The sequence below is a fragment of the Bradyrhizobium sp. NBAIM01 genome (assembly GCF_020194115.1).
Classification (GTDB): domain Bacteria; phylum Pseudomonadota; class Alphaproteobacteria; order Rhizobiales; family Xanthobacteraceae; genus Bradyrhizobium; species Bradyrhizobium yuanmingense.
In genome coordinates this window covers 42,081-65,274 of record NZ_JADYVU010000017.1, presented here as the reverse complement: position 1 = coordinate 65,274, position 23,194 = coordinate 42,081, and the positions used below count along the sequence as shown (strand labels likewise).

General features: G+C 58.7%; 20 protein-coding genes and 1 pseudogene. 15 read left to right on the top strand and 6 right to left on the bottom strand.

Annotated elements, in window-relative coordinates:
- Positions 1-64: 64 nt before the first annotated feature.
- From I6F31_RS32215 to I6F31_RS32180, 8 genes are all read left to right on the top strand, one after another.
- Complete coding sequence (locus I6F31_RS32215) at positions 65-454, top strand: hypothetical protein (RefSeq protein WP_225186723.1); 390 nt, start codon at positions 65-67, stop codon at positions 452-454.
- Positions 432-608, top strand: coding sequence for a hypothetical protein (locus I6F31_RS32210; protein WP_225186722.1), 177 nt, complete (start codon positions 432-434; stop codon positions 606-608). The genes I6F31_RS32215 and I6F31_RS32210 overlap by 23 nt, the downstream gene beginning before the upstream one ends.
- 32 nt (positions 609-640) lie before the next feature.
- Positions 641-1,078 carry a transposase gene (locus tag I6F31_RS32205; protein ID WP_225186721.1) on the top strand — a complete coding sequence of 146 codons (438 nt, stop codon included), beginning with the start codon at positions 641-643 and terminating at the stop codon, positions 1,076-1,078.
- A 695-nt stretch (positions 1,079-1,773) separates the two neighbouring features.
- The gene (locus I6F31_RS32200; RefSeq protein ID WP_225186720.1) at positions 1,774-3,108 is read left to right on the top strand and encodes an NtaA/DmoA family FMN-dependent monooxygenase; all 1,335 of its coding nucleotides are present in this window, start codon (positions 1,774-1,776) and stop codon (positions 3,106-3,108) included.
- Between the two features lie 30 nt (positions 3,109-3,138).
- Positions 3,139-4,827, top strand: a complete 1,689-nt coding sequence (locus I6F31_RS32195; protein ID WP_225186719.1) for an ABC transporter substrate-binding protein — start codon at positions 3,139-3,141, stop codon at positions 4,825-4,827.
- Positions 4,828-4,841: 14 nt separating this feature from the next.
- Complete coding sequence (locus I6F31_RS32190) at positions 4,842-5,786, top strand: ABC transporter permease (RefSeq protein WP_225186718.1); 945 nt, start codon at positions 4,842-4,844, stop codon at positions 5,784-5,786.
- A complete protein-coding gene (locus tag I6F31_RS32185) occupies positions 5,783-6,664 on the top strand; it encodes an ABC transporter permease (RefSeq protein ID WP_225186717.1) in 882 nt (293 codons plus the stop codon). The genes I6F31_RS32190 and I6F31_RS32185 overlap by 4 nt, the downstream gene beginning before the upstream one ends.
- Positions 6,661-8,394 carry an ABC transporter ATP-binding protein gene (locus I6F31_RS32180; RefSeq protein ID WP_225186716.1) on the top strand — a complete coding sequence of 578 codons (1,734 nt, stop codon included), beginning with the start codon at positions 6,661-6,663 and terminating at the stop codon, positions 8,392-8,394. The genes I6F31_RS32185 and I6F31_RS32180 overlap by 4 nt, the downstream gene beginning before the upstream one ends.
- A 413-nt stretch (positions 8,395-8,807) precedes the next feature.
- Here I6F31_RS32180 and I6F31_RS32175 read toward each other — a convergent pair whose 3' ends face one another.
- Entirely contained in the window at positions 8,808-9,449 is a 642-nt protein-coding gene (locus I6F31_RS32175; protein WP_225186715.1) for an LrgB family protein, read from the bottom strand.
- A gap of 500 nt (positions 9,450-9,949) precedes the next feature.
- On the opposite strand from I6F31_RS32175, the gene I6F31_RS32170 reads away from it, so the two are divergent.
- Both I6F31_RS32170 and I6F31_RS32165 read left to right on the top strand, forming a co-directional pair.
- Positions 9,950-10,120 carry a hypothetical protein gene (locus I6F31_RS32170; protein ID WP_225186714.1) on the top strand — a complete coding sequence of 57 codons (171 nt, stop codon included), beginning with the start codon at positions 9,950-9,952 and terminating at the stop codon, positions 10,118-10,120.
- Between the two features lie 525 nt (positions 10,121-10,645).
- A complete protein-coding gene (locus I6F31_RS32165; RefSeq protein WP_225186713.1) occupies positions 10,646-11,071 on the top strand; it encodes a N,N-dimethylformamidase beta subunit family domain-containing protein in 426 nt (141 codons plus the stop codon).
- Between the two features lie 108 nt (positions 11,072-11,179).
- Here I6F31_RS32165 and I6F31_RS32160 read toward each other — a convergent pair whose 3' ends face one another.
- Entirely contained in the window at positions 11,180-11,479 is a 300-nt protein-coding gene (locus tag I6F31_RS32160) for a hypothetical protein (protein ID WP_225186712.1), read from the bottom strand.
- Between the two features lie 173 nt (positions 11,480-11,652).
- On the opposite strand from I6F31_RS32160, the gene I6F31_RS32155 reads away from it, so the two are divergent.
- Complete coding sequence (locus I6F31_RS32155; RefSeq protein WP_225186711.1) at positions 11,653-12,447, top strand: Effector protein NopP; 795 nt, start codon at positions 11,653-11,655, stop codon at positions 12,445-12,447.
- Between the two features lie 564 nt (positions 12,448-13,011).
- Positions 13,012-13,230, top strand: a pseudogene (locus tag I6F31_RS32150) (ATP-binding protein); the annotation flags it as partial.
- Between the two features lie 845 nt (positions 13,231-14,075).
- Here I6F31_RS32150 and I6F31_RS32145 read toward each other — a convergent pair.
- The 4 genes from I6F31_RS32145 to I6F31_RS32130 all read right to left on the bottom strand — a co-directional run bounded on the left by I6F31_RS32145 (position 14,076) and on the right by I6F31_RS32130 (position 20,279).
- On the bottom strand, positions 14,076-14,462 hold the full coding sequence (locus tag I6F31_RS32145; RefSeq protein ID WP_225186710.1) for a response regulator: 387 nt from the start codon (positions 14,460-14,462) through the stop codon (positions 14,076-14,078).
- Positions 14,463-14,550: 88 nt separating this feature from the next.
- A complete protein-coding gene (locus tag I6F31_RS32140) occupies positions 14,551-15,234 on the bottom strand; it encodes a response regulator transcription factor (RefSeq protein ID WP_225186709.1) in 684 nt (227 codons plus the stop codon).
- The gene (locus tag I6F31_RS32135) at positions 15,231-17,903 is read right to left on the bottom strand and encodes a PAS domain S-box protein (RefSeq protein WP_225186708.1); all 2,673 of its coding nucleotides are present in this window, start codon (positions 17,901-17,903) and stop codon (positions 15,231-15,233) included. The genes I6F31_RS32140 and I6F31_RS32135 overlap by 4 nt, the downstream gene beginning before the upstream one ends.
- A 1,053-nt stretch (positions 17,904-18,956) precedes the next feature.
- A complete protein-coding gene (locus I6F31_RS32130; RefSeq protein ID WP_225186707.1) occupies positions 18,957-20,279 on the bottom strand; it encodes a dicarboxylate/amino acid:cation symporter in 1,323 nt (440 codons plus the stop codon).
- Between the two features lie 1,486 nt (positions 20,280-21,765).
- Here I6F31_RS32130 and I6F31_RS32125 point away from each other — a divergent pair.
- From I6F31_RS32125 to I6F31_RS36395, 3 genes are all read left to right on the top strand, one after another.
- Complete coding sequence (locus I6F31_RS32125; RefSeq protein WP_225186706.1) at positions 21,766-21,993, top strand: hypothetical protein; 228 nt, start codon at positions 21,766-21,768, stop codon at positions 21,991-21,993.
- Positions 21,994-22,299: 306 nt separating this feature from the next.
- On the top strand, positions 22,300-22,572 hold the full coding sequence (locus I6F31_RS36400) for a hypothetical protein (protein ID WP_346656509.1): 273 nt from the start codon (positions 22,300-22,302) through the stop codon (positions 22,570-22,572).
- Entirely contained in the window at positions 22,515-22,724 is a 210-nt protein-coding gene (locus I6F31_RS36395) for a hypothetical protein (RefSeq protein ID WP_346656508.1), read from the top strand. The genes I6F31_RS36400 and I6F31_RS36395 overlap by 58 nt, the downstream gene beginning before the upstream one ends.
- The last annotated feature ends 470 nt before the right edge of the window (positions 22,725-23,194 follow it).

Sequence of the window (23,194 nt, the reverse complement as noted above, 5' to 3'; positions counted from 1 at the left end):
CCGGCGTATCACCCGACAGTCCTTCTGAAGCTTTACATCTACGGCTATCTCAATCGGGTCAGGCGTGGCGCAATATCGAGGTGAGTGGCGGATCGGCCGCCTGGCTCCTGATCACAAGACGATAGCCGATTTCCGGAAGGACAATGGCGCGGCGATTCGGAAGGTTTGTGCGAAGTTCGGTGCGCTATGCCGGCAAATGGGCCTGTTGCAGACCCCGAGCGTCGCGATTGACGGCAGCAAGTTTAAGGCGGTGAACAACCGCGACCGCAACTTCACGCATGCCAAGATGGCGAGGCGGATGGCGCACATCGAGCAAAGCGTCGGTCCATATCTGCATCAACTCGACAGCGCTGATCGGCAGGAGCAATCGGAAGCCATCAGCATCAAGTCGATGAGGATCAAGGAAAAAGACTGCTCGGCTGAAGCAGGAGATGAGCCGTCTGGAGGTGCTTGATGAGCAGATGCGCAACACGCCGGATCAACAGATATCGCTCACCGATCCGGACGCCCGTTCGATGGCCACTAGCGGACGCGGATCGGGTGTCGTCGGCTACAATGTCCAGGTCGCGGTGGACACCGAACACCATCTGATCGTTACGAGGTCATAAACGTCGGCAACGACCGTGGGCAGCTTGCTCGGATGTCGAAGCAAGCTGAAGAAGTACTCGAGCTGGACAAACTCGAGGCGGTCGCCGACCGTGGCTACTTCGATGGAGGGGAGATACTGGCCTACGCAGAGGCTGGCGTTGCAGTCACCTTGCCCAAGCCCATGACGTCGAACGCCAAGGCGGAGGGCCGGTTCGGCAAACAGGACTTCGCCTACCTGCCCGATGAGGACGTCTACCGCTGCCCATCCGGCCAGCTGCTGCCCTATCACTACACCAACATCGAGCATGGAATGACGCTGCGCTGTTACTGGTCGACAGCCGCGTGCCAAGGCTGCGCGATCAAGAGCCCATGTACGCCATCCAAGGAGCGCCGCATCACGCGCCGGGAGCATGAGCATGTGGTCGAGGAGGTCCAGAGACGGCTCGATTCCGATCCCGACGATCATGCACCGTATGTGGGTGGCTGGTAGGGAGTTCCGTTTCGGCCTGCCGTCAGCCGAGGCGTTAGTCTCAAGTGCGCCGCCACAGCCGTTGAGTCCTTGAACCAGGGTTGTCAATCGTCGCCTTGAAAGACAGGCTTACGATCGGGCCCTATGCCCGAGATTGTCATCAAACGCCTGCAGACCTCATCTTTACGCGCAAATAGGGAAAGCTGACGGTCGGGTAAGCCTTCTTCGCTCGCATAGCGTTACCCAAGTTGAGTAAGGGGGCGATTGTTAATCGCAGCTCCGGTGCCTCAGGGAGCGCGCTCCTCGCCGGGGGCACTTGGGAAAGGGGCTAGCCGTCGTGAAGGATGGCCGTGTCGCTCTCACTGCCCAGTTCCGGGTGCCGCTATCGAACCGGTATCGTCGCTTCACTCGGACCCGCGTGCCCTTCGCGTTGCTATGCTCACGCTCCCGCGGGTGCCACGAAAACCCAGATAGATGGGGCTTCTCAACCATGCAGTTTATTCGTTCCGCGCTGTGTGGCATTCCTAACAGGAATCAATTATCCCGCGGCACGAATTGAAACAGGCATTCTTATTTTCCCTTCCTGGTTGACGCTGATCGACTACTCAACAATGTTGGAGTGCCGTGACGCGTTCATGGCTACCGAAAATTGAGAAGAGGGCGATGACATTTTTGACCTTCCGGTGCACCTCCACACGAGCCGCATGTGCCGCGTGATGACGTCAGCGTTTGAACGTGAGCTTCACCTTGGCCTGAACCTGCATGGCGCTGGGGGGCATGCAGCCGCGTGGCGGTGGCCCGGAAATCCTCCCGGGGCATTCTACGATATCGAGCATTACGTACGAGCCGCAAAGCTGGCCGAGCGTGGAAAGCTCGACGCGGTTTTCCTCGCCGACACGCCAGCGCTCAATCCGGCAATCGACAACCATCCGCCGCTCAATGGTATCGAGCCGACGATCACGCTTGCCAGCATTGCACGAGAAACAAAATTTATCGGCCTGATCGGCTCGGCATCCACCACCTACAACGAACCTTATAACCTCGCGCGCCGATTCCAGTCGCTTGACGTTGTCAGTGGTGGCCGTGCGGCCTGGAATGCAGTTACGACATCCAATGTCTATACGGCCAAGAGCTTTGGCGGCCACGAGCAATCACGTGATGACCGTTATCGCCGCGCTGAAGAATTCGTGGAGGCCGTGCGAACCCTTTGGCAGAGCTGGGGAGAAGGCGCCCTTATTCTGGACCAGGCGTCGGGGCGGTTTGGTGATCCGAGCAGTCTGCAGACAACGAGACATGCCGGCGAATTCTTCGACATCAGCGGGCCTCTAACGCATCCGGGCTCGAGACAGGGACAGCCGGTTATTTTCCAGGCCGGCGGATCGGATCAAGGGCTTCAGTTCGCGGCCCGAAGCGCCGATGCCGTGTTCTCATCGACAGGCAATTTGGAAATCGCCTTGGGCGTGGCCGATCGCCTCAGGTCGTTTGCTTCTCAACATGGACGACGGGCACCCCTTGTCCTGCCGGGTATCGTCACGTTCGTCGGCGGAACCGAAGAGGAAGCAATCAAACGCAAGGCAGAGCTTGACGCGCTTATCAACTTTGACGTTGCCCTTGATGCGTTGTCCGGTCGTTTCGGTATTCCTGCCGAAAGCCTGAAGATCGACGAACCAATCGACCCCAACTTACTACCGCGGCATGCGGACGCGGCTTTTTCCATCGGCCAGTATCGTACTGTGGAAGCTCTCGTGCGCTCCGGCAAAACAGTCCGCCAGATCATCGTAGAGGCGCCTGCTTACGGTCACCGGGTGCTGGTTGGATCACCGGAACAGATTGCCTCTTCCTTCGAAGAGTGGTTCCGGGCTGGCGCAGTCGACGGGTTCAACGTCATACCGGATGTTCTGTCCGATGGCACGCCTGCGTTCGTCGATCATGTTGTTCCCGTTCTCCAGCGGCGCGGCTCGTTCCGCTCGGATTATCGCGGCGAAACGCTGCGCGAGCATCTTGGCATTCCTCTGCCAGGCGAGCGCACCGAGCAGGTCTCCGCCGCCTGAGTTCTTCTCCCTTCAGATTCGGAGCTTGTCATGTCTAAGCCGGCTGCCGTTCGTTCGGCGTTTCTTCTCAAAATTCTGAATCGTCGCCTGACTTCGCATACCGCAATCATCGCGATCGCGATGTCTAGCCTTTCAATAGCGGATCCAGTGCAGGCGGAGGACGCTTCGGCTGGCAAGCCGCGATCCGGCGGAATTATCCGGTACGGACACTTCCAGGAGCCGCCGTGCCTTTACGGCGGTTGGGTGCAGCAATGGTACCTTCAGCGTCAATTCAGCGACAATCTGGTCGCCAGGGCTGAAGACGGAAGGATCCTACCTTGGCTTGCGACCGCGTGGACCATTTCGGATAACCGCAAAACTTACACCTTCCAGATCAAGCCCGATGTCAAATTCACGGACGGGACGCCTCTGGAGGCCCAGGCGGTCGTCGATAACATCAATGGATGGCTAAGCGACAATCCGGAGCTGCAGAATCCCACAGCCAGTCCTTATCTCAGCGGCGTCTTCGAATCCGCCGCGGCAACTGGCCCGCTGACGCTTAAGATCACGCTAAAGACGCCCTTCGAGCCGCTATTGAATGTCTTTGCGCAGTCCTCGCAAGGTATCTTGTCGCCGACGGCGCTTAAGCGTGGCAAGGCCGTGAACTGCGAAACCCCGGTTGGTTCGGGTCCATTCATCGTGGAGAAATGGAATCGCGGCAAGAACGTCATATTTCGTCGAAACCCAAACTACAATTCGGCGCCGGCCAATGCTAAGCATCAAGGCCCAGCCTATGTCGAAGGGATTGAGTGGCGTTTTCTCGCTGATCCCACGATACGCTACGGCTCGCTTCTGACCGGCGAATCCGACGTTGTCTATCATATCCCGGCCGTCAACTGGCAGGCCGCCAATTCCCGCTTCAAGATCGTGCGTCATCTCACGGGTGGAACGCCGCTTCGGCTTGCGTTGTTCTCCGAAAGACCGCCGTTCGACGACGCGCGTGTCCGACAGGCTTTTGCCTATGCCTCCGACCGGCGTGCTGCCGTGCAGGCGGCGTTCCTTGGCTCGCTGCCCTATGAGGGCAATTTCGCTTTGAGCCAGAGTTCTCCGGAATATGTCGGCGAGCTCTCAAAGTACTATTCCTATGACGTCGAGAAGGCGAACAAACTGCTCGATGAAGCTGGGTGGACGGAGCGCGATGCAAACGGCATTCGCAACAAGAACGGCAATGCGCTCATCATACGCATCACCTACACCAACGCCTTTTCGCCCCCCGACGGGGATCAGGTCCTGCAGATCATCCAGCAGCAAGCGATGGCTGCAGGCTTCGACGTGCGGCTCCAGCCGACCAACCAGGCTGATTTCTGGGCAGGAAAGAATCTTGGTCCAAATGACTATGAGGTCGTTCCACTGTACTGGGTTGCGCCAGGCGCCGAGATCTATCGCATTTCGTACAAGCCTGACCTGAATGGTGTACGCAATCCCTTCAACCCATCCCGCTATCAGGATCTGTCCCTGTGGGACATCATCCAGAAGGCCGAACAGGCCACTGACAGGGCGCAACGCACCGCCCTTTATCAGCAGGCGGAACGGCGGATCGTCGAGAACGCGCCGTCTCTGAGTTACACGGTTTTGGACGTCACCCTCGCTGTAGCCGATAATTTGAAGGACATCTGGCTCGACAGCGGGTCGGTGGGCGAGCCCGTTTTCTCGGACGCATATTTCACCGGCAAGAGATGAATGCGGTGAGGACGATGGGCGATCGAAGCTTTTGGCTGGTGCGGCGGCTCTTGTCCGGCCTGATTGTGGTCTGGGCCGCGGCGACATTCACCTTCTTTGTGCAGTTTCTCATGCCCGGAGAACGCGCACAGATCATCTTCAATGCAAATACCGGAAACGTGGGAGAGATTCCTCGGGGCCAACTGCTCGCCATCAATGCCAAATATGGCTTCGATCAACCCGTCGTCGTGCAATACGGAAAGTATATATGGGATGTGATGCACGGTGACCTTGGGCAGTCTTACGTTCAATATCAACCTGTCACGGACCTGATTGTGCGCCAGATCGGACCGACGATTGCGCTCGCCTTCGCCGCCATGCTGACGGCCTGGATCATCACCATCACAACCACGGTTCGTTTCGCCGGGCGTAACGACATATGGTCCAAGGCGTTAGGGGGCTTTCAGGTCTTGCTGGCAACCCTTCCGCCCTATTGGTTGGCGACAATCCTCCTGGTCGTCTTCGCGATCCAGCTTCGCTTGTTTCCTGTGGTGGGCGGCAACACCTTCATGGGACTCGTTCTGCCGACGATGGCCTTGGCCTTGGAAATCTACGGCTTCCTTGGTCAAGCGGTCTTGAGTGAATTCACGCGGGTTCTTGATCAGCCTTTCATCACCTCATCGAGAATGCGCGGCACAGGCGATTTCAGTGTCCGTCTGCGTCACGCTCTGCGCCATGCGGCCTTGCCCGGGATCACCCTTTCGGGCTGGATTGTAGGCAGGCTGCTGTCCGGCGCGGTATTGATCGAAGCGGTCTTCGGCCGCCAGGGGCTGGGCGGCGTCCTTGTCGCAGCAACGTCCACGCGCGATGTCCCGGTCGTATCGGGGGTGATTTTGGTTTCAGCTGCGCTGTTTGTCGCTGCCAGCTTGATCGTGGATCTCACGGTGCAGCTCATCGATCCCAGGATGAAAGAGGCATGAGTTTCGCCACAAGCTCCGCCGGACATGCAAAAGCGTTCATCATTGGAAGAGTGCTGACGGGCGCCCGTAGGTTTCCGGTTGCGGTCTATGTCGCGGCTTTCTTCATCGCGTTCTTCCTCATCGCAGCGATTGCGCCGAAACTGCTTCAGACGCATGATCCTTTGACGCTGAGCTTGATGTCACCCCTCAAGGCCCCTTCATTGACGCATTGGCTGGGAACGGACCAGTCCGGGCGGGATCTCTATTCCCGCATCGTGGCGGGGACAGGTCAGTCTCTCTCCATTGGGCTGGGTGCGACTGCGCTGAGCCTCGCCATCGCGCTTATACTCGGCGTGACGGCGGGCCTGTCTGGGGGGTGGATCGACAATGTGCTTAGCCGGTTGTTCGACGCCTTGTTCGCTCTCCCCACACTGTTCCTTGCGCTTCTCTTCGTTTCGTTGTTGGGCACCTCGGTCTCGACGCTGATTATCGCCGTCGGCCTTGGAACATCGCCAGGATATGCACGCATGGTGCGGGTGCAGGTTCTGAGGGTCAAAGCGACCGGTTATGTTGAGGCCGCCAAGGCGTTGGGCCACTCGCCTAAGGACATCCTGTTCAAGCATATCCTTCCCAACGCAATCAGCCCACTTGCGACAATGTTCACGCTCGGGATCGGGCAAGCCATCATTTGGGCATCCGGCCTTTCGTTTCTCGGCTTGGGAGTTGCACCCCCGTCATCAGAATGGGGCGCATTGCTCAATGCTGGGCGCAACTACGTGATCTTTGCATGGTGGCTTGAGGTCATGCCCGGTATTGCCATCGCTGTCTTCGCGCTCTCAGTGACTGTTCTCGGCCAGTACGTGCAGCAACGCTTGGAAGGAAGGATCGAGCTTCCATGAACGTGACCTATCCCGCAGCCTCCTTCCGGCAAAATGCCACAACCCCACTGGCTAGCGACCCGTTGCTCACCGTACAAAACCTCAACGTTTCCTTCGCGCCGGCGCATTCGCGGCGAGCTGTGGTCAAGGGGGTCTCTTTCACGGTTGAGGAAGGCCAATGCGTCGCGATCGTCGGTGAATCGGGATCAGGCAAAAGCGTTACGGCCCGGACGTTGGTTGGTCTGACCGGGGCGCGTTCTCATGTCCGAGCTGACCGCCTGACTTTTCAGGGGAAGAATATCGATCGACTCGGTGACAGGGAATGGAGAGCCTTGCGCGGCAAGCGCATCGGTTTCGTGTTACAGGACGCGCTGGTGTCGCTCGATCCGCTGAGACCGGTTGGCAAGGAGATCGGTGAAGCGCTGCGTGTTCACTCTGCAATCAGGACACGTGCAGACTTGACCGAACGGGTGGTTGAGCTTCTCAAGCTCGTGGGCGTGCCCGAGCCGGCGGTCAAGGCGCGGCAGCTTCCACATGAGCTTTCAGGCGGGCAGCGGCAAAGAGCCTTGGTTGCGACGGCGATCGCACTCGATCCAGCTCTCTTGATCGCAGATGAGCCCACGACGGCGCTGGACGTTACGATCCAGGCGCAAATCCTGGATCTGCTGAGCGAAACCCGCGAGCGCGGGCAGGCCATGATCCTCATCAGCCACAATCTTGCTGTGGTATCTCAAATGGCACACGAAGTTATCGTGATGCGCCATGGCGAAATCGTCGAGCATGGCTCGACAGAACAGATTTTTGGCGATCCGAGACATGATTACACGCGGGGCCTCCTCAGGGCGATCCCATCCGTCCGGTCACGCGGGAGCCGTCTTTCGCCCTCGACGGCGCCGCGCTTCATCTCGGCTGGGCGTGAAGTGACCAGAGCGCTGACCCAATCGGATATCACACCGCGTAGTAGGCCGCTGCTTGAGGCGGAACGGCTCGTCAAGCGCTTTCGCGGACCGGATGGCAAGCTGCGTACCGTCGTCAATGATGTCTCGTTTAGCCTCGGCCATGGAGAGACGCTTGGTATCGTCGGCGAGTCAGGGTCTGGGAAAACGACCGTGGCACGCATGGCGCTCGCACTCGAAATGCCTGATGAAGGCGAGGTGACGCTCGAGGGAGCGCCGTGGACTGCAGCGACTGAGAAAGAGCGCCGCCACCGGCGATCGGATATCACCGCAATCTACCAGGACCCACTAAGTTCATTCGATCCGCGCTGGACCATCGAGCGCATCATTGATGATGCCTTGTCACGACGCAGCGGAGACTCTCCGCTCGACGGAGCCAGTCGGCGATCCGATGTCAGCGAGCTGCTCGATCTTGTGGGGCTGTTACCAAGCTTCAGGACCAGACGCCCACTCGAAGTGTCGGGCGGCCAACGTCAGCGGGTTGCGATCGCCCGCGCGATTGCTCCGCGCCCCAGGGTCATCGTGTGTGACGAGCCGGTCGCGGCACTTGATGTGTCCATCCAGGCGCAAATTCTCGATCTGCTTGGCGATCTCAAGTCTCACTTACGCGTCAGCTATTTATTCATTTCGCATGATCTCGGCGTCGTGCACCACCTCAGCGACCGTGTTCTTGTCATGCATCATGGAGTGGCCGTCGAAGCTGGCGGAGCAGACGACGTATTTTTACGGCCTCGGCAACCCTATACGAGGAAGCTGGTTGCGGCCGTTCCACAATTGCACTTCCAGGCGGCGTAAAGTCCTCAAGGCCAGCCGCTCCCTCGTCGGCTAAGTGTGAGGCTGAGCGTGTGGGCCAGGAGCTGTGGAGGGCGGCTACGTCGGGCCGCGTCATGCAGCACCCGCTGGCTGAAACCCAACCGCCTGTTCGGACAATGCGAATGCCGGTCCTCTGAAGGGCTCTACTAGCGAGAGGACAATCCACAAGACGCGATGACTCATCAGCGCGCCCGGCGCACGCGAGTCTAGTGCTGTTTGGGCGACTCACGCTACCCATCATTCCTGACGACCTCACTGCACAACGGGAATGAAATGGTTGCAGCAACCGTGAACTGCCGGCCTCTGGTTACGCACTTGAAACTACAGTGCAAGCTGGATCAAGCTTGATGGTTCAGGGACCATACTTGGGCGACGATGAAGCCAGCTGCGCAGACTCACCGCATCAATGCCGAGACCGCGAGTGGCGCCAGAAACGAGGTCACAAGGGCATTCAGGCTCATGCCGAGACCCGAAAACACGCCGGCGATCTCGTCAACCTGGAAGGCGCGCGCCGTACCGATGCCGTGCGCCGCAATACCTGCGGCGAAGCCGCGCGCTCGAAAATCGGTGATCCCGGTGCGGTTCATGAGCGGGGTCACGACGATCGCGCCCATGATACCGGTGAGAATGACCGCCACTGCCGTCAGCGAGGGGGCCGCATGCAGGGTTTCGCTGATGCCCATGGCAACGCCGGCCGTGACCGATTTCGGCGCCAGGGACAGGATCACCTCGCCGGGCAGGCCGGCAGCCCTGGTAAGCATGATCACAGACATGACGGCGGTGATCGAGCCAGCAAGCAGAGCGACCAGCATGGGCAGGATCGCAGCAGTGACCAGCTTGCGATTCTCATAGAGTGGCACCGCGAGCGCAACAGTTGCTGGCCCGAGCAGAAAATGCACGAATTGCGCACCGGAAAAATACGCTGTGTAGGGCGTGCAGGTCAGAAGTAGAAAGATGGCGATAATCCAAATCGCATGCAGGACGGGGTTCGCGAGCGGATGGCGGGGCGTTGTGGCGGCGAGAGGCGAGACCCGCAATCATAGGCAATCCCTGCGACAAGCCGCATGAAGCCGATCTAACAGAAGGCTGTCAACCACCAAGATGCAATAGGTGTCTTCGTCCGGCCGCTTGATAGTGGGCCCCGCTGCCGGGCTGACCATGTCGCTCGACGCGAACACGACGTGGGACGATCAGAGATCGCTGCCCTTGCCCATGTCGTAGTGACGGTACGTCGCTTCGGCGCCCGCGCCCTCACTGGATCGGACGACGAAGCTGGCCCCGGACACGCTTTCTTAGGCAGCGCCCGGCGTCAGGCAGACGCGGACTGTTTGAAGCGCCGTGGTCTCAAGGAGAGCGACGCGCGGTTCGACCTGTTCCTGCTCTCCCGAGAAATCCTGTCATAACCGAATCTCTCGGGGCGGCGCTGCCGCCGCGCCTCTGTCGATGCGTGCAGATTCTACTCTCACCTCTGCCGCCCTACATTTTCACTGATCTGGAAAGCGGCCGTCGCACCGATGCCGCCGTCCGGTGTGGTGCCATGGAGGCTGCCTTCGGTGCCTCGGACGCGGCCGGCGCCTGGGTCGGATCCTTCCTGCAAGCCGCCGATCCCGACCACAAACTCGCGCTGGACGACAGCATCACGCTTTGGGCTCTCATCTGGCCAACATGGCCCTATGTCGGGCATCGCCAATGTCTGCTCGGCGGCTGAGACAATGACAAGAATCACGGCTACGGCCTGCGAATTATTCCGAGCGCCAGGCTGGAGTTCTCAGTTGGGAACGGGAACGAGATCGACTATCTGCGGGCGGAGCTGCCGCCGCAGGACTGCTTCCATTTGCCCCCGCATGAATACGGCGGCATCGAATCCCCGCGGACGCAATGATCGCCACCAGTTGGAAGTCACCAATAGTCTTGAGCTGCCCGAGCCTTGCACAGCGGCGCCTACGCTAGGCGAGTACGCGGTGGCGACGGCCAGGGATTGGCTGAAGAATACATCGTTCTCTTCGTTCGGCCACGCGTGTCGCGTACGCCAGTGGGCGCTTCGCAACCGACGGCAAGATCATGTAGCGAATGGCCGGCTAGCCACCCACGATCTCCAAGGTCGATTGAAATCTACGAAAATCCGCAGTTCGGGGGAAGGCTGTTACGACTCGCACGCGGATGGGCGCCGGCATCTGCTACTCGAGCTATCATTGCCCGATGGTGAACATGCGACGCAAATATTGGATCTGCGATGTCGATCTGGCTTTTAATCTCCCAGCGGATCCCTCGATCTTGGCAATGGCATGAGCACGAGGGATACGACTACGACGTCTTGGCTGATGAAGATGGCCGTCGCGAGGGTATCGGCACGATGGCTGCCTATGCATGCGTTCTCAATTCCACGCACCCGGAGTATCAACCTGATCTGGTCCGAGCTCGCCACCTGGTGGAGCGACGTCACCCCAAGGGCAAACGCAGCACATCTTGGCGAGCGCCTACAGAAATCCCTCTGTCAGACCCCGAGTGCAAGCTCTTTGCCACGTACTTCCCCTCCCTCTTCCAACGCATGGACTTGCTGCTGCTCCTCCCCAAGGCGAACGCACCCTATTGGAGCTGGATGGGAAGCACGATTCTCGGAGAACGACCACCGATCGTCGCCAAGCCTCTTCGCCAATGAAGAAGGTGAGGGCTTCTCAGCCTGATCTGGTCTCGTGCCCAACTTCGGAACTGCGACTGAGCCGATCCGCGAGGCTTCGCCGGGCTGGCGGACGGGGCATCGCTAAGCTCAAGACCTGGCCGCGCAGAGCTTGGCGAGCCGGCGCGCATCCCGGATCGATCCGATCAGCGAGCGCGAGCCTGCTGGCCGTCTTTGATTGGTCTCCAAGACGGTCTCGAGGATGTATCCGCACTCGGCGGCAGATTGCGACGAGGCGATCCAGCACTGTACGATCTGGCCGAGCGTTTGAGATATGAGGCGGCACGGCGGAACTCCGGCGTCAGCAGGCCCATCGTCGAGTGAGCCGATTTCCAATGGAAGAGCATTCTTGACGTGCTCGCGGCCTCTCATCAACTTGATGAAGGCCAATGGCACGAGCCTGCCGCCGTGTCGCTCAGAAGGGAGCCCTGTGACAAGCCAGCGTGAGGGCAACTAGCAGGACCACGTCAGGTTTTCGTAAGGCAGGCTGCCTATCAGCGCCGTATGGCCTAGCAAGCCTGAACTAGATGCGGAAAAGATGTCCGACGGGAGCACCAATCGCCATGTATAATCGGATCAATGGCTCGTCCTACCTCCAATCCTCTCCCTTTGCCGAAACCAATGAGCAAACAGACGAAGATAGCTTCGCAGATGCGTTCGCCAATATGCGCTTAGCCGCATCACGACCGTATTCGCTCGTTTCGAGTCCTCCTGTGCTAGAGATCAAGAAGAAGGAATTCAGAAAGGCAGCGGAAGACTATTACGGCCCTGAAATCAAGTACATCGCCCAAAACCCACAAGAGTATTCGGATTTCGTCTCTGGAAAAGCTGAGCGAACTGCAGAACTCGCTGAGCAATATGGAAATACTACAGATTCTGCTAATGCCCGATACTTCAGCTACCAACTAGGAAACAAGAGTGTCGGACTTCTACGAATGGAAGGCGGCGACAGCATGACGATATTCGACGTCGAGAAATGGCGGGAGCTGTTTCCTGGGCGAACTGGGACTACCTCCACAGTAGATCTTCAGGTCGTTCATCCGCTCGTCGAGAACGCCGGCGATATTCTGCTCGAGCATCAACTTCAAAATGGCGACGAACGGCCGCTGCTCAATTTGCGTCCAGCTAATCCAGAAGCAAGAGCCCGTGCGGCAAAGATGGGGTTCGTCGAGATCGACGCCGATAACATGGTTCTCGATCCAGAGACCTCAGACAAGTGGGTAAGGAATAGCCACGGCAAATGGCAGCGAGAAGGCACTGCTGCGCGGTATCTTTCGAAAGTGGACGACAGCAAGCCTAGTAATACCGAGATCCCAGCGACCTCCTCAACGTACGATTATGAGGACGATTTTATGTGACATGGGATTACCGGGAACTCATGGAGTAGATCTATCGGGTCTTCTCTGGGCTCCCCGTGTCTATCGCCGTTGCGCTGAGAGTTCCTCTGGGGCGGCTCAGAGCACTGTCCCCAGAGTGCACCTTGGCTGAGCGGTTGCTGTGTTGTTCGCGCCCTGGGAGTAGGGGCACACTGCAATTGCAGACCATGCTCGCTGCGCCAGACCTGCATCCGCCCGCCCGGCCGAGGGGGCCGGGCGTGTTCGGCGCCTGGACGTGCTTGGAGGCAAAAGTCTCTACAGGATGATGCCTACGTAGCAGGAAGGGCGCGGGCGCCTGAAGTGGGTCGGTGGGCAAGGGAAACGCACAGAAAGCGGCGGCCCGAACGACAAGACCGGCCCGCATGAGTCACGGACATAACGACACCGTGAGCACGAGGATCGTGCCGAGCTCATTCACCAGAAAAGCTCAACACGAGATGTGAGGCGGTTATCTGCGCATTTTCCGACGAAGTCGGCGTAGGATTCCGGGCGAAGTGGATCAACGTGGCTATAAGGCCGACAAGCTCATGCTTGGTGGGCCGCGCGGGCTCCGACAGGTTGCTGTTCCACAGGCTCGCTGCCGGCGGGTGGATCGACAGGCATCAGAACCTGCTCATCGTTAATACGACCGGCGTCGGAAAGAGCTGGATTGCTTGCGCGGTCAGCCAAAAGGCCTGCCGGGATAACCGCTCTGTCCTCTATCAGCGGCTGCCGCGGCTGTTCGAGGCGCTCGCCCTCGTGCGGGGCAACGGCCGCCGTGCTCGCTTCCTCGCCGGCTGCCTCGGTCTTCCCTAGTGTGACGACGTAGAAGAACCACACCGCGCAGGCAACCTGATTGATGTGGGACCACCAACGGCGACGAGATGCAGTTGGTAGGCGCGGACCTGCACAAAACCCACACCGGTCGGCGGGGTAGCCGAAATGGCGGCTAAACATTGCAATCGCATAGATATAGGATTGTTGAGACGACGGCGGCAGATGAGGACCCTGATGTCCTCGATCATGATCTGCCGAACAGTGGCTCATCGTAGCCATTTGGGTCTCCTGTCTCAAGAGGTGGTGCGAAGATCAACATCCTCTCAGATGGGACATCTCAGTTCAGCAGGCCTGCCCTACTCTCGCGTAGCGGGTTCGTTCAATCAGTGACGGGCTTCTGCCGGAACACGCAGAAGACGGGCTTCTGCCGGAACACGCAGATTGTCCTGGGCGAAGCCCGTTTGTTTATCGTCTCTGTCGGACTGAGCATAGCCAATCTCTTGCTTTGTCGAGCGCTCTCGGCCAGTTTCCGCTGTTCAATGGAATATATAGCCCCGATCCAGACGGACTTAAGAAGTGCGTAACGCCGTCGATTGCTTTGGGGCAGCATTAACTTGAACGTCGACCTACAGAATGCGTCGAGCGGACGTGCCCTCCACGCCCGCAAGCGACAAGGTTGTTCTGCACCAATGTAGCCGCACGGGATAAAGCATCGATAGGGCAAGAACTTACGCTTCGCTCGCCTGCAGAGCTAGTAGCCTGCCTGATCCCGAAGAGGTTGATCGGCGGCGAGATCGTGGTCGCATGGAGCGTTTAGATGAACATGAACTCAAGTGCTGCAGGTTGAATGCATATCAGATCCCGCCTCGGCCACCATACGCCTTCAGTGCGGTGTTGAGGTGCTCGATTAGCGCTTTCGCGCCAAAGGGCTTGGCGAGGAAGCCGATCGCTCCGGCGACTATGGCTGACGCCCGCACGCGGTCGTTGGGGAAAGCAGTAATGAAAATGAATGGTACGTCGTAACCGCGCGTCCGCATCTCTGCCAACAGATCCAGGCCGCTCATGGTCGACATCTGCACATCGGTAATGACGCAGGATGTCTCGTCCAAATGCGGCGACCGCAAGAGTTCCTCGGCAGACGCAAATATTTGGACTATGTAGCCACGCGATTTCAAAAGGTTCTCTGTCGCCGCACGGACTGAGGCGTCGTCGTCAACGACGGAAATCAAAGGCGTGGACAAGACGAGCCCTCCTGACGCGGGTATAGTGGCTGCCAAAGCATTAGCCACCTTCGGCGAAGAGTTGGGCTTGAGTGACGAAATTGTAAAATCATACATGAGTTTGTTCAGGGCGATCGGCGCGAATTCCCAGCGTCTCAGTCATTCTGATCAACTCGGCTAGCGACCTGGCACGCATCTTTTTCATGACGTGTCCGCGGTAGATCTTGACTGTAATCTCGGCGAGCCCAAGCTCGGCGGCTACCTGCTTGTTCATCAGGCCAGCAGAGACCAGTTTCATCACCGACTGCTCGCGTGGGCTCAAGGTCTGAAATAAAGACTGCAAGTTCGCGAGGGTCTGCTGAGCCTCCCGTCTTTTGCGATCGCGTTCGGTCGCCGCAACCACAGCATCAAGCAGTTCCTGGTCGCGGAACGGTTTGCTGAGAAAATCGACCGCTCCTTCCTTCATGGCCCTCACGGTCATGGGAATGTCGCCATGGCCGGTAATGAAAATGATCGGAATATGTATGTTTAACCTCGCCAGCTCGGTTTGGAATTCAAGGCCGCTCAAGCCTGGCAGCCGGACATCAAGAACGAGACAGCTAACAACGTCCGGAATTGTGCTCTGCAGCATTTCGCGGGCCGATCCGAATGCAGTGACGTCCAACCCTACCGATCGAAAAAGGTTCGTAAGCGAGCGACGCATGGAAATGTCATCCTCGACGATGAAGACTATCGCCTTGGTCGAGGCCTTGGCATTGCTGCCTTCACCTAGCGAGTCAAATCCTCCTGTCACCAGACAACCTCCTTATGCAACGGCAGGGCAAACTGGAAGGTCGCGCCCGGTCCATCCTTGTGGACGATTGACAGCCGGCCTCCGTGAGCTTCCACGATCGATCGGCAGATCGAAAGGCCCATCCCAAGACCACTCGCCTTGGTGGTGAAGAAGGGATCTAAGACCCGGTCCGCGTCGCCGTCGGCGACCCCGGTGCCGCAATCGCTGACGGCAAGTTGTACGTGCCCCAGATCGTCCTTTGATGATTGAATCAGCAGTTCGCGCGACCGGTCTGTAACCGCGTCCATGGCTTCGATTCCGTTCATCACCAGATTGATGATCACCTGCTGTAGCTGAATCCGGTCGCCGAGGATCACAGGCAGCGCCGCCGTCAACTCAGTTCGCAACGTCACTCGGTGGCTCGCCAGCTCTCGTGTTACCAGCGCAATGACGTCCTTAGCCACCTCATTGATGTCGAGTGGCACCATCTCGATCTGGCCTTTCTTCGCGAGTGCGCGAACGCGACGGATCACCTCGCTTGCCCGGATTGCGTCTTCGATGATCCACTCCACCGAAGAGCGCGCGGCGGAAAGATCAGGAGCTTCGCGACCCATCCAACCCAGGCACGCATCGGCGTTGCTGATAATAGCGGCGAGTGGCTGGTTAATTTCGTGTGCGATGGAGGTTGTTAGCTCTCCTAACGTCGTTACTCGCGTCACATGCGCCAGCTCCGCCTGTGCCTTTCGAAGTTCCTGTTCGGCTTGATCGGCACGAATGGTAGCGGTGATGTCAGTGCTGACGCCACGGTAGCCGAGAAAATTGCCCTTTCCGTCGAAAAAAGGCTTGCCACTTGTGCGGACGTAGATCGGAGATCCTGTCCGATTCAAGGTGCGGTAAACCAGATCCCGAAACGGCAGATGGGCCTCCAACATCGCCCGATGCTGGCGCCACTTCTCTGGTTCCTCTTCGACGTCACAGGCGATGTCCCAGCGAACCAGACCCGTCAATCCTGCCGCCAAAATTCCTGCAGTGCTGGTGTGCTCGGACAAGTGAGTGACCTGATGATCTGGCCCCGTCTCCCAGAGCCAGTCGGAAGCTGTTTCGGCGTAGTCGCGAAAGCGCTGTTCGCTTTCACGCAGCGCAGCCAATGTGTTCTCCAGGCGTTCCCTAGCTGCGTGTTGTTCGGTGACATCCATATGTGTTCCGATCAGCTCGCTGACGTTACCATCGCTGCCGACCACCACATGCGCAACGGAGTGTATGCGCCTTATCCCGCCATCTGGCAGAAGGATACGGAAATCGTATTCGAACCGCGTCTCCTCGTGTTCAATCGCCTGGCGCTGCACCTCCTGTAGGCGCGGCAAGTCGTCCGGGTGGATGCGCGCTCGAATGGTCTCTATCGACACCGGTTCTTGTGGGCTAAAGCCAAACAGACGATCGACTTCGGCGGATCGATACACGAAATCTAGACCGTAGACGTCCCAGGACCAACTGCCGGTGTGAGTGAGGTGCTGGGCTTCCGCTAGATAAGCCTCGCTCCGGCGTAGCTGCTGTTCTGCTCGTTTAGTCGCCGAGATATCCGTAGCTGCCCCAACAAACTCGATCTCACCAGAGGCAGTTCTCGTCATTCGTGCCCGCGCATGGATGTGCTTCACCGAGCCATCCGGTAGCAGCAGCCGGTATTCGTGTTCGAAATCGCTCAGGTCCCGCATCGCTCGATCGATAGTATCTTGAACCGAAGCCCTATCATCTGGATGAGTGCGCTCAACGACGAGCTGCGGCGCCGGGACCGTCTCAGGGTCTAATTGGAAAATCCGAAATGTTTCCTTCGACCAGAAGGCCTCGCCCGTACTGGCGTTCCAGCTGAAGCTCCCCGTATGACTCAACTCCTGCGCCTGGGCCAAATGTGCCTCGCTCCGCTGCAGGGCAAGTTCGGTCCGCTTTCGCTCCGTGATATCTTCGCAGGCTATAAGGACAATGGGCTGGTTATCGGCCCAGAGCATGGCTTTGGCGTTTTCACGTACCCACAGAACCGAGCCGTCCTTCCTGACTTTCTGGACGTCCCACGTGTGCGATTGACCGATATCCTCAAGGCACGTCCGAATGCATTTGCGAACAAACGCGCGATCCTCCTCTAAAAATACGCGCAGCACGGATTGACCAGTCAGTTCAGCACGAGCAAAACCAAGCTGTGTTGCGCCGAACGTATTGACGTTCAGGACAGCGCCGGCTTCGTCGACCATGAAGTACATGGCCGGATTGTGCTCGAAAATTGCGCGCCAGCGTTTTTCGCGATCCTCTAAATCCGCCGCACTCTGCTGGAGCTTGGCCGCAGCCTCGTGCGCAGCCTCTCTTTCCTGGCGGAGCTTTCCGATCAGGTGCGTTCCCACAATCGAGACAATAAAAAATGCAACGACCACCGGAAGATCTTGGGGGTCATCGATTCGCAGAGCGAAGGCCGGTGGCGCGAAGTAGTAGGCGAGAGCAGCGATAGCTACGACGCAAAGCGCAGATGAGGCGATGAAGCTGCCCATCAACGAGAACAGCAAGATGACTAACAAGTAGACGAACGCCGTCGCGGCGAAATGCGCCTGAAGGTACAAGCAAGGCAGTGTTACCATGGCTAGCATTATGCTGCCGAATGTAAACTGAGGGGCTGAACGTCTAAAACTGCTGATGTGGCTACGCATCTTGATACCGTCCCGCCTGTTGTCCGGCGGGTGAGCTATAACATTTAAGGCAAAAATGGGGCAATCCTCGGCACCAGGCCGCTGAGCGGTTCTGAGATCGCACGGGCCGAGAAAAAACGCATTACAGACATAGGTATAGTTGTCCTAAACGTTTCAATATAGCGCGCCGACGCCCCTCCAATCGAAGCTGAGATGTCTGCTTTCCTCGCCCCTCGGCCAGGCGCCTCGAGGGCTGCGGCCGATGACAACCCCCTTATGCAGCGCACGAGGCCAGCGGCTGCAGTTCACCCACGACTTTCAGGCGGAACAACCAGGCGCGCTCACCCAATCCGGAAAGAACAGGACAAGCTGCCGGAGCATTCATCTCGCCGGCACGATCCGTCATGCGGAAGACAGCGCCAGGTTCATGTGCCAAGACACGAAGGCGAAGTTACGAGGACCGCATCGTAGGCCCTAGGCCCATCACGACTACCCGCGGAGGACTTGTCTTCATGTGATTAGCCGAATCGAGCAGGCAAAGCGATGCCGAACCGACACTAGCCGTGTGCGAGCCGCCAGGGCTCCGTCGGGGTGCCATCTAATCCATACTGATCACACCCATCACAATCTGATGCCGCAGCGCGGACCGTAACAACGGATCACGAGTTGCGTCAGCAAGGTGGCTACCGCATCGTTAGTCGGGCGAGGCAAGTATAGTGACCGCGCACATGGGCATTTGTAGGCGGACCACCTAGGTCCGCCAGGCTGGACACGGTCTGTCGCAACCCTGTTATCTAGCTCGGCAAAACGTTGCACAAGCGCTCAGACAGCCGGGTGCCTCGGTGGCGAAAGACGCGCTTAAAGATTACTATCAGAAAAGCTCCTACTCTTGCTCGCGCTCTTCATCTTTTCAGGCGCGGCTGCCCGGGCTGCGACGCCGAGCAAGGGCTGGGCAGTGGAGATCGCACGAGAAGTTCCGGCTCGTTCAAGTCCGCGGTGCGGACCAAATTGCGAGAATTGTGGCTGCGCTTGAATTCGACACCTCTGTGAATGGAGGCGGTTAAGGTCCGAAACTTACCTCATTGTGCTTCTACCGTCGATAGAAGTGGAAACGTTGGGCTGGTTGAGACCAGCCTGCAGCGTCTTGTGCTCGAGCTCGTTTTCCCACCAGGATACAAACACGGCGGCAATGCCATTGCCGGTGATGTTGGTAAGGGCGCGCACCTCGCTCATGAACTTGTCGATCGAAAACACGATCGCCATGCCCGGCACCAGGGCGGGGTTAACCACCGACAGCGTCGCAGCGAGCGTGATAAAGCCCGCGCCGGTGACGCCGCTTGCTCCCTTCGACGTTAGCATTGCCACGAGCAGGATCGTGAGCTGCTGGCCAAAGGTGAGATCGACCCCGAGTGCCTGGGCAATGAACAATGTCGCAAGTGTCATATAGATGTTGGTGCCGTCTAGATTGAAGGAGTAGCCGGTTGGCACCACTAGGCCGACAACGGGCTTGGAGCAGCCCAGCCGTTCGAGCTTCTCCATCAATTGCGGCAGCGCGCTTTCAGAGGACGAAGTGCCGAGCACGATCAGAATCTCGTCTTTGATATAGACAATGAACTTGAATATCGAGAAGCCGACGAGGCGCGCGATCAAGCCGAGCACCACCACCACAAATAGCGCCGCCGTCGCGTAAAACAGCGCGATCAGACCGATCAGATTGCCGAGTGCTGCCGGCCCGAACTTGCCGATCGTAAAGGCCATGGCGCCGAAGGCGCCGATCGGGGCCGCTTTCATTATGATTGCGATTACGCCGAATACCGCGTGCGCGACGTCGTCAATCATGCTGCGCAGGCGCTCCCCGCGCTCTCCCAGCGCCATCAACGAAAAGCCAAATAGGATTGCGAATAGGAGAACCTGCAGAACATCGCCGCGAGCGAAGGCGCCGACTACGGTATCGGGAATGATGTTGAGAAAGAAATCGACGCTCTTCGAGGCTTCCGCCTGCTTGACGTAATTGGCGACCGCTGCAGCATCGGGCTTGACCGCAAGGCCATGCCCGATTTGGACCAGATTGCCCATAACGAGGCCCAACAGCAAGGCAAAGCTGGAGACGATCTCGAAATAGACCAGCGCCTTGACGCCGACGCGCCCGACTTTCTTCGCATCCTGAATATGCGCGATACCAGATGTGACGGTGCAGAAAATAATCGGCGCGATCACCATCTTGATCAGCTTGATGAACCCGTCACCGAGCGCCTTGACCCAGTCGCTGGTTGCGACGGACGGCCATAGGCACCCAACCATGGCGCCAATCAAAATCGCGATCAGCACCTGGACGTAGAGAATCCTATACCAACTTTGCGACGCACGCGCGGGCGCCGCAGTTGCCATGGTGGTCATGACGCTTCCTTCCCGAACATACTCGAATGCGAGCCGCCGCGTCTTTGAGGGGCGACAGCGTCAGACGAGACTCATCTTTTTAGCCGTGTACCGATTGAAGACGGTTCCGAGAGTCGGCGCGTCGTCCAAGGGCAGGCGTTCAGTTACGTTATCCTTTCTCGTTAAGCAAGATATGCACCAGATGCCCAAACTGCGCCCGATCAAGCAGCTGCGGACAAACCGTCTGCCTCCGGGGACCATCGGCTTGAGCGCTCGAACGGCGTTCGCAAAGTCGAACAAGAAGTTGCAGCGGCACTCGTCTCTTGAGCGGCAAGCAGCATTAGCGCAGTCACTCTCGGCCTCGAAGCCCTAGCCTGAGCGATACGCTGATTGCTGAGATGGATGCAACAGTACGTGGCATTGGTAAAATCAATAGTTTGGATTGTAGGAATCCATGCGATGGAAGCCTGGTTTAGGAATGCGATTGCGCGGAAACGATCCCCTCGGATGCACTGCGTGGTTGCGAGCGGCGCAACTCGGTCGTGGAAGCGGCATTTGTCTCCAGGCGTGTGCTAACGATGCGTAAGGGCAGGTTGGTCGAGAGGCGGCTTTTCGCTCTCGGCCCCTGGCGCCTTTTGCCGAGTCGCAGAACCAGCCCCACGATGATTTCTCAGCTAGTTCGTTCGCGTTGTCGCCAAACGGCAGGGCTCGTACCATCCGTCCCATTTACCGGCCGGCCAGTGCGGCCTTTGAGCCATCGACAAACCAAATAGGCGTCTCTCGGAGCCTCAAATTCTGCCGTTCGTTACGCGACTGTCGCTGTATGCTCGGGGACAAAGATGCCAGAAATCTGACAGAGCGTTAGATCCACTCCACCGTGACGTCGTCTTCTATGCGGATTTCTCTTACGTTGAGCATAGAGCGCGCCACAGTTCGCACGCGGCACAGGAATTGCCAACGACAGACGAGCGGCTGCCGCCGTTAGATGGATCGAAGCGGTCCTGTTACAGGACTTGCCGATGAGGCCTGCGATGCTGCTCTTGCTCGCAGAAACGACCCGCGTGAATTGGCGGCCACGCTGTGCCGCGCGACCAAAGGGCGATCCGGCGCCACATCGCTGGGGGAGCCGGAGGTACAGGAGGTCACAATGCCGATACGCCGACTTGGTCTCACTGTTGGGCTGACGCACATGGATGTCTTTTTGGCCTAAATTTTGCGATCAGTTGCGCTCACGATCGAGCTCGCCAGTGTGGCGACCGTGATCCTCCTCGTGATTGGTGTGCCTCTCGCTCTGTGGCTAATGCGCGCTCACAAACTCCTTCGAGCGAGGCGGTGGCGACGATGATCGCCCTCCCGCCGGTGCTACCGTCAATGTCTCTAGGCTTTTGCGTAATCGTGTTGCTCGACCTCAGTGGTGGCGTTCTCGCCTCTTTCTCGGGTGAGCGCCCCCTCGCTTTTACCTTCGCAGGAATCGTGGTCGAGTCGGTCCTCTCGGGTGCTGCCATTGATGGTGCAGCCGATCCGTAGCGCCTTTGTTGCGCAAGGCGATCGCCCGTTGGAAACTACAGGGCGCGTTTCACCGTTCTATGCCCTCGGCGCGCCGCTGGCGCGACTGGAGTTTATGGAAGCCGCCGCGGTTGGCTTCGAACTCAAGCAGCGGCGCCAGATCAATCTTGTTGATCAACATGAGCGAAGAAGCCCGTATTCGATGGTCTTGCCCAATCGGTATAGATAGCAAGATAGTTGAGCGCCAGCCGCGTCAACCCAAACGACCGACGTTCTGGTAGTTTCGGCTCGCACGGCGAGGGTCTTGGCGCGCTCCACGCCTCGATCAATAGACAGGCGGGGTATCGGAGGTCCGCCGTAGAGGCACCAGGCGATGAGCGCCGCAATCACCTGAGCGAAGACGGATGCGCGTGGCGCATGCGTGAGGCCGTGCAAGATCGAGCGTTGTCGTGGAGCCCGTCGTCTGGCCCATGATCTGATCCCGATATGGCTTCTACCGGTTTGCGGAAGCAAATGACCGCGAGCTGAGGCGCTGGTGCGGCGGACTGCGACTCTCGAATCGTCTGGCGATCGCGAGAACCCGAAGATCCGCAACACCGGCGGGGTCGCAATTGACGGCTTCATCGGGCCTGCACATGTCAGTATCCTTATCGGAAAGCAGCCTTGTGCACCGTTAGCGGAACACCTCGATAAGCCGATCGTGATCGCGGGATTGGGACGGCTCGACGTGATGCAGGCGAACTGGTTCTGGTGCGGCAGGCTAACAAAGACCCCCACGAGGTGGAGAACCAATACAGCCGTGTGGTGACGCGCGAAGGCAATCGGCGCGCCAAGGACGAGGCATCACAATCCGAACCCCGTGAGCAGTTTGAACGACGTGGGCTCGGACTCGTACACAACCGCGGAATCAAGCTGACGCGCCGCGCAATTCGACGTGGAGACGCGTTTTGCGATCCCTGACCTGCGTGTCGCAGACAATCCGGCGTGCAAGTGCTGCGCGATCTGCGCGGCACCGAGCGGCCGGTCGAATGCAAGCTGCTTCGGATCGTCTGCATGCCGGAAACTCTGTGGTTTCGCCGCTGTTCTCTCCCGGCGGCGATATCGGGCGCTCGCACGGCACGATCAGCGATCTCGCGACGTCCCGCGCGCGTCCCCTCTATCTGTCGGCCAGCCTTATCATCGATGAGGGTTTCCCGGCTTCGGATCTGAAGGCGGTCGCGGATACGATGGGGCGTGGCAGCGCGCCTGGCCGGCGTTTACATCATTGCCAGGGTCACCAAGGTCGTCGCGCGGCAAGGCCGAGCTCTGTTCATCTCCACGACCGGGATCGGGATTTTGGCGGATGGGCTCGATCTCTCCGCCGACAAGCCAAGGGGCTGGGGATCGTGTGCTGGTGTCAGACAGCCTCGGCGATCATGGGGTGGCGATCA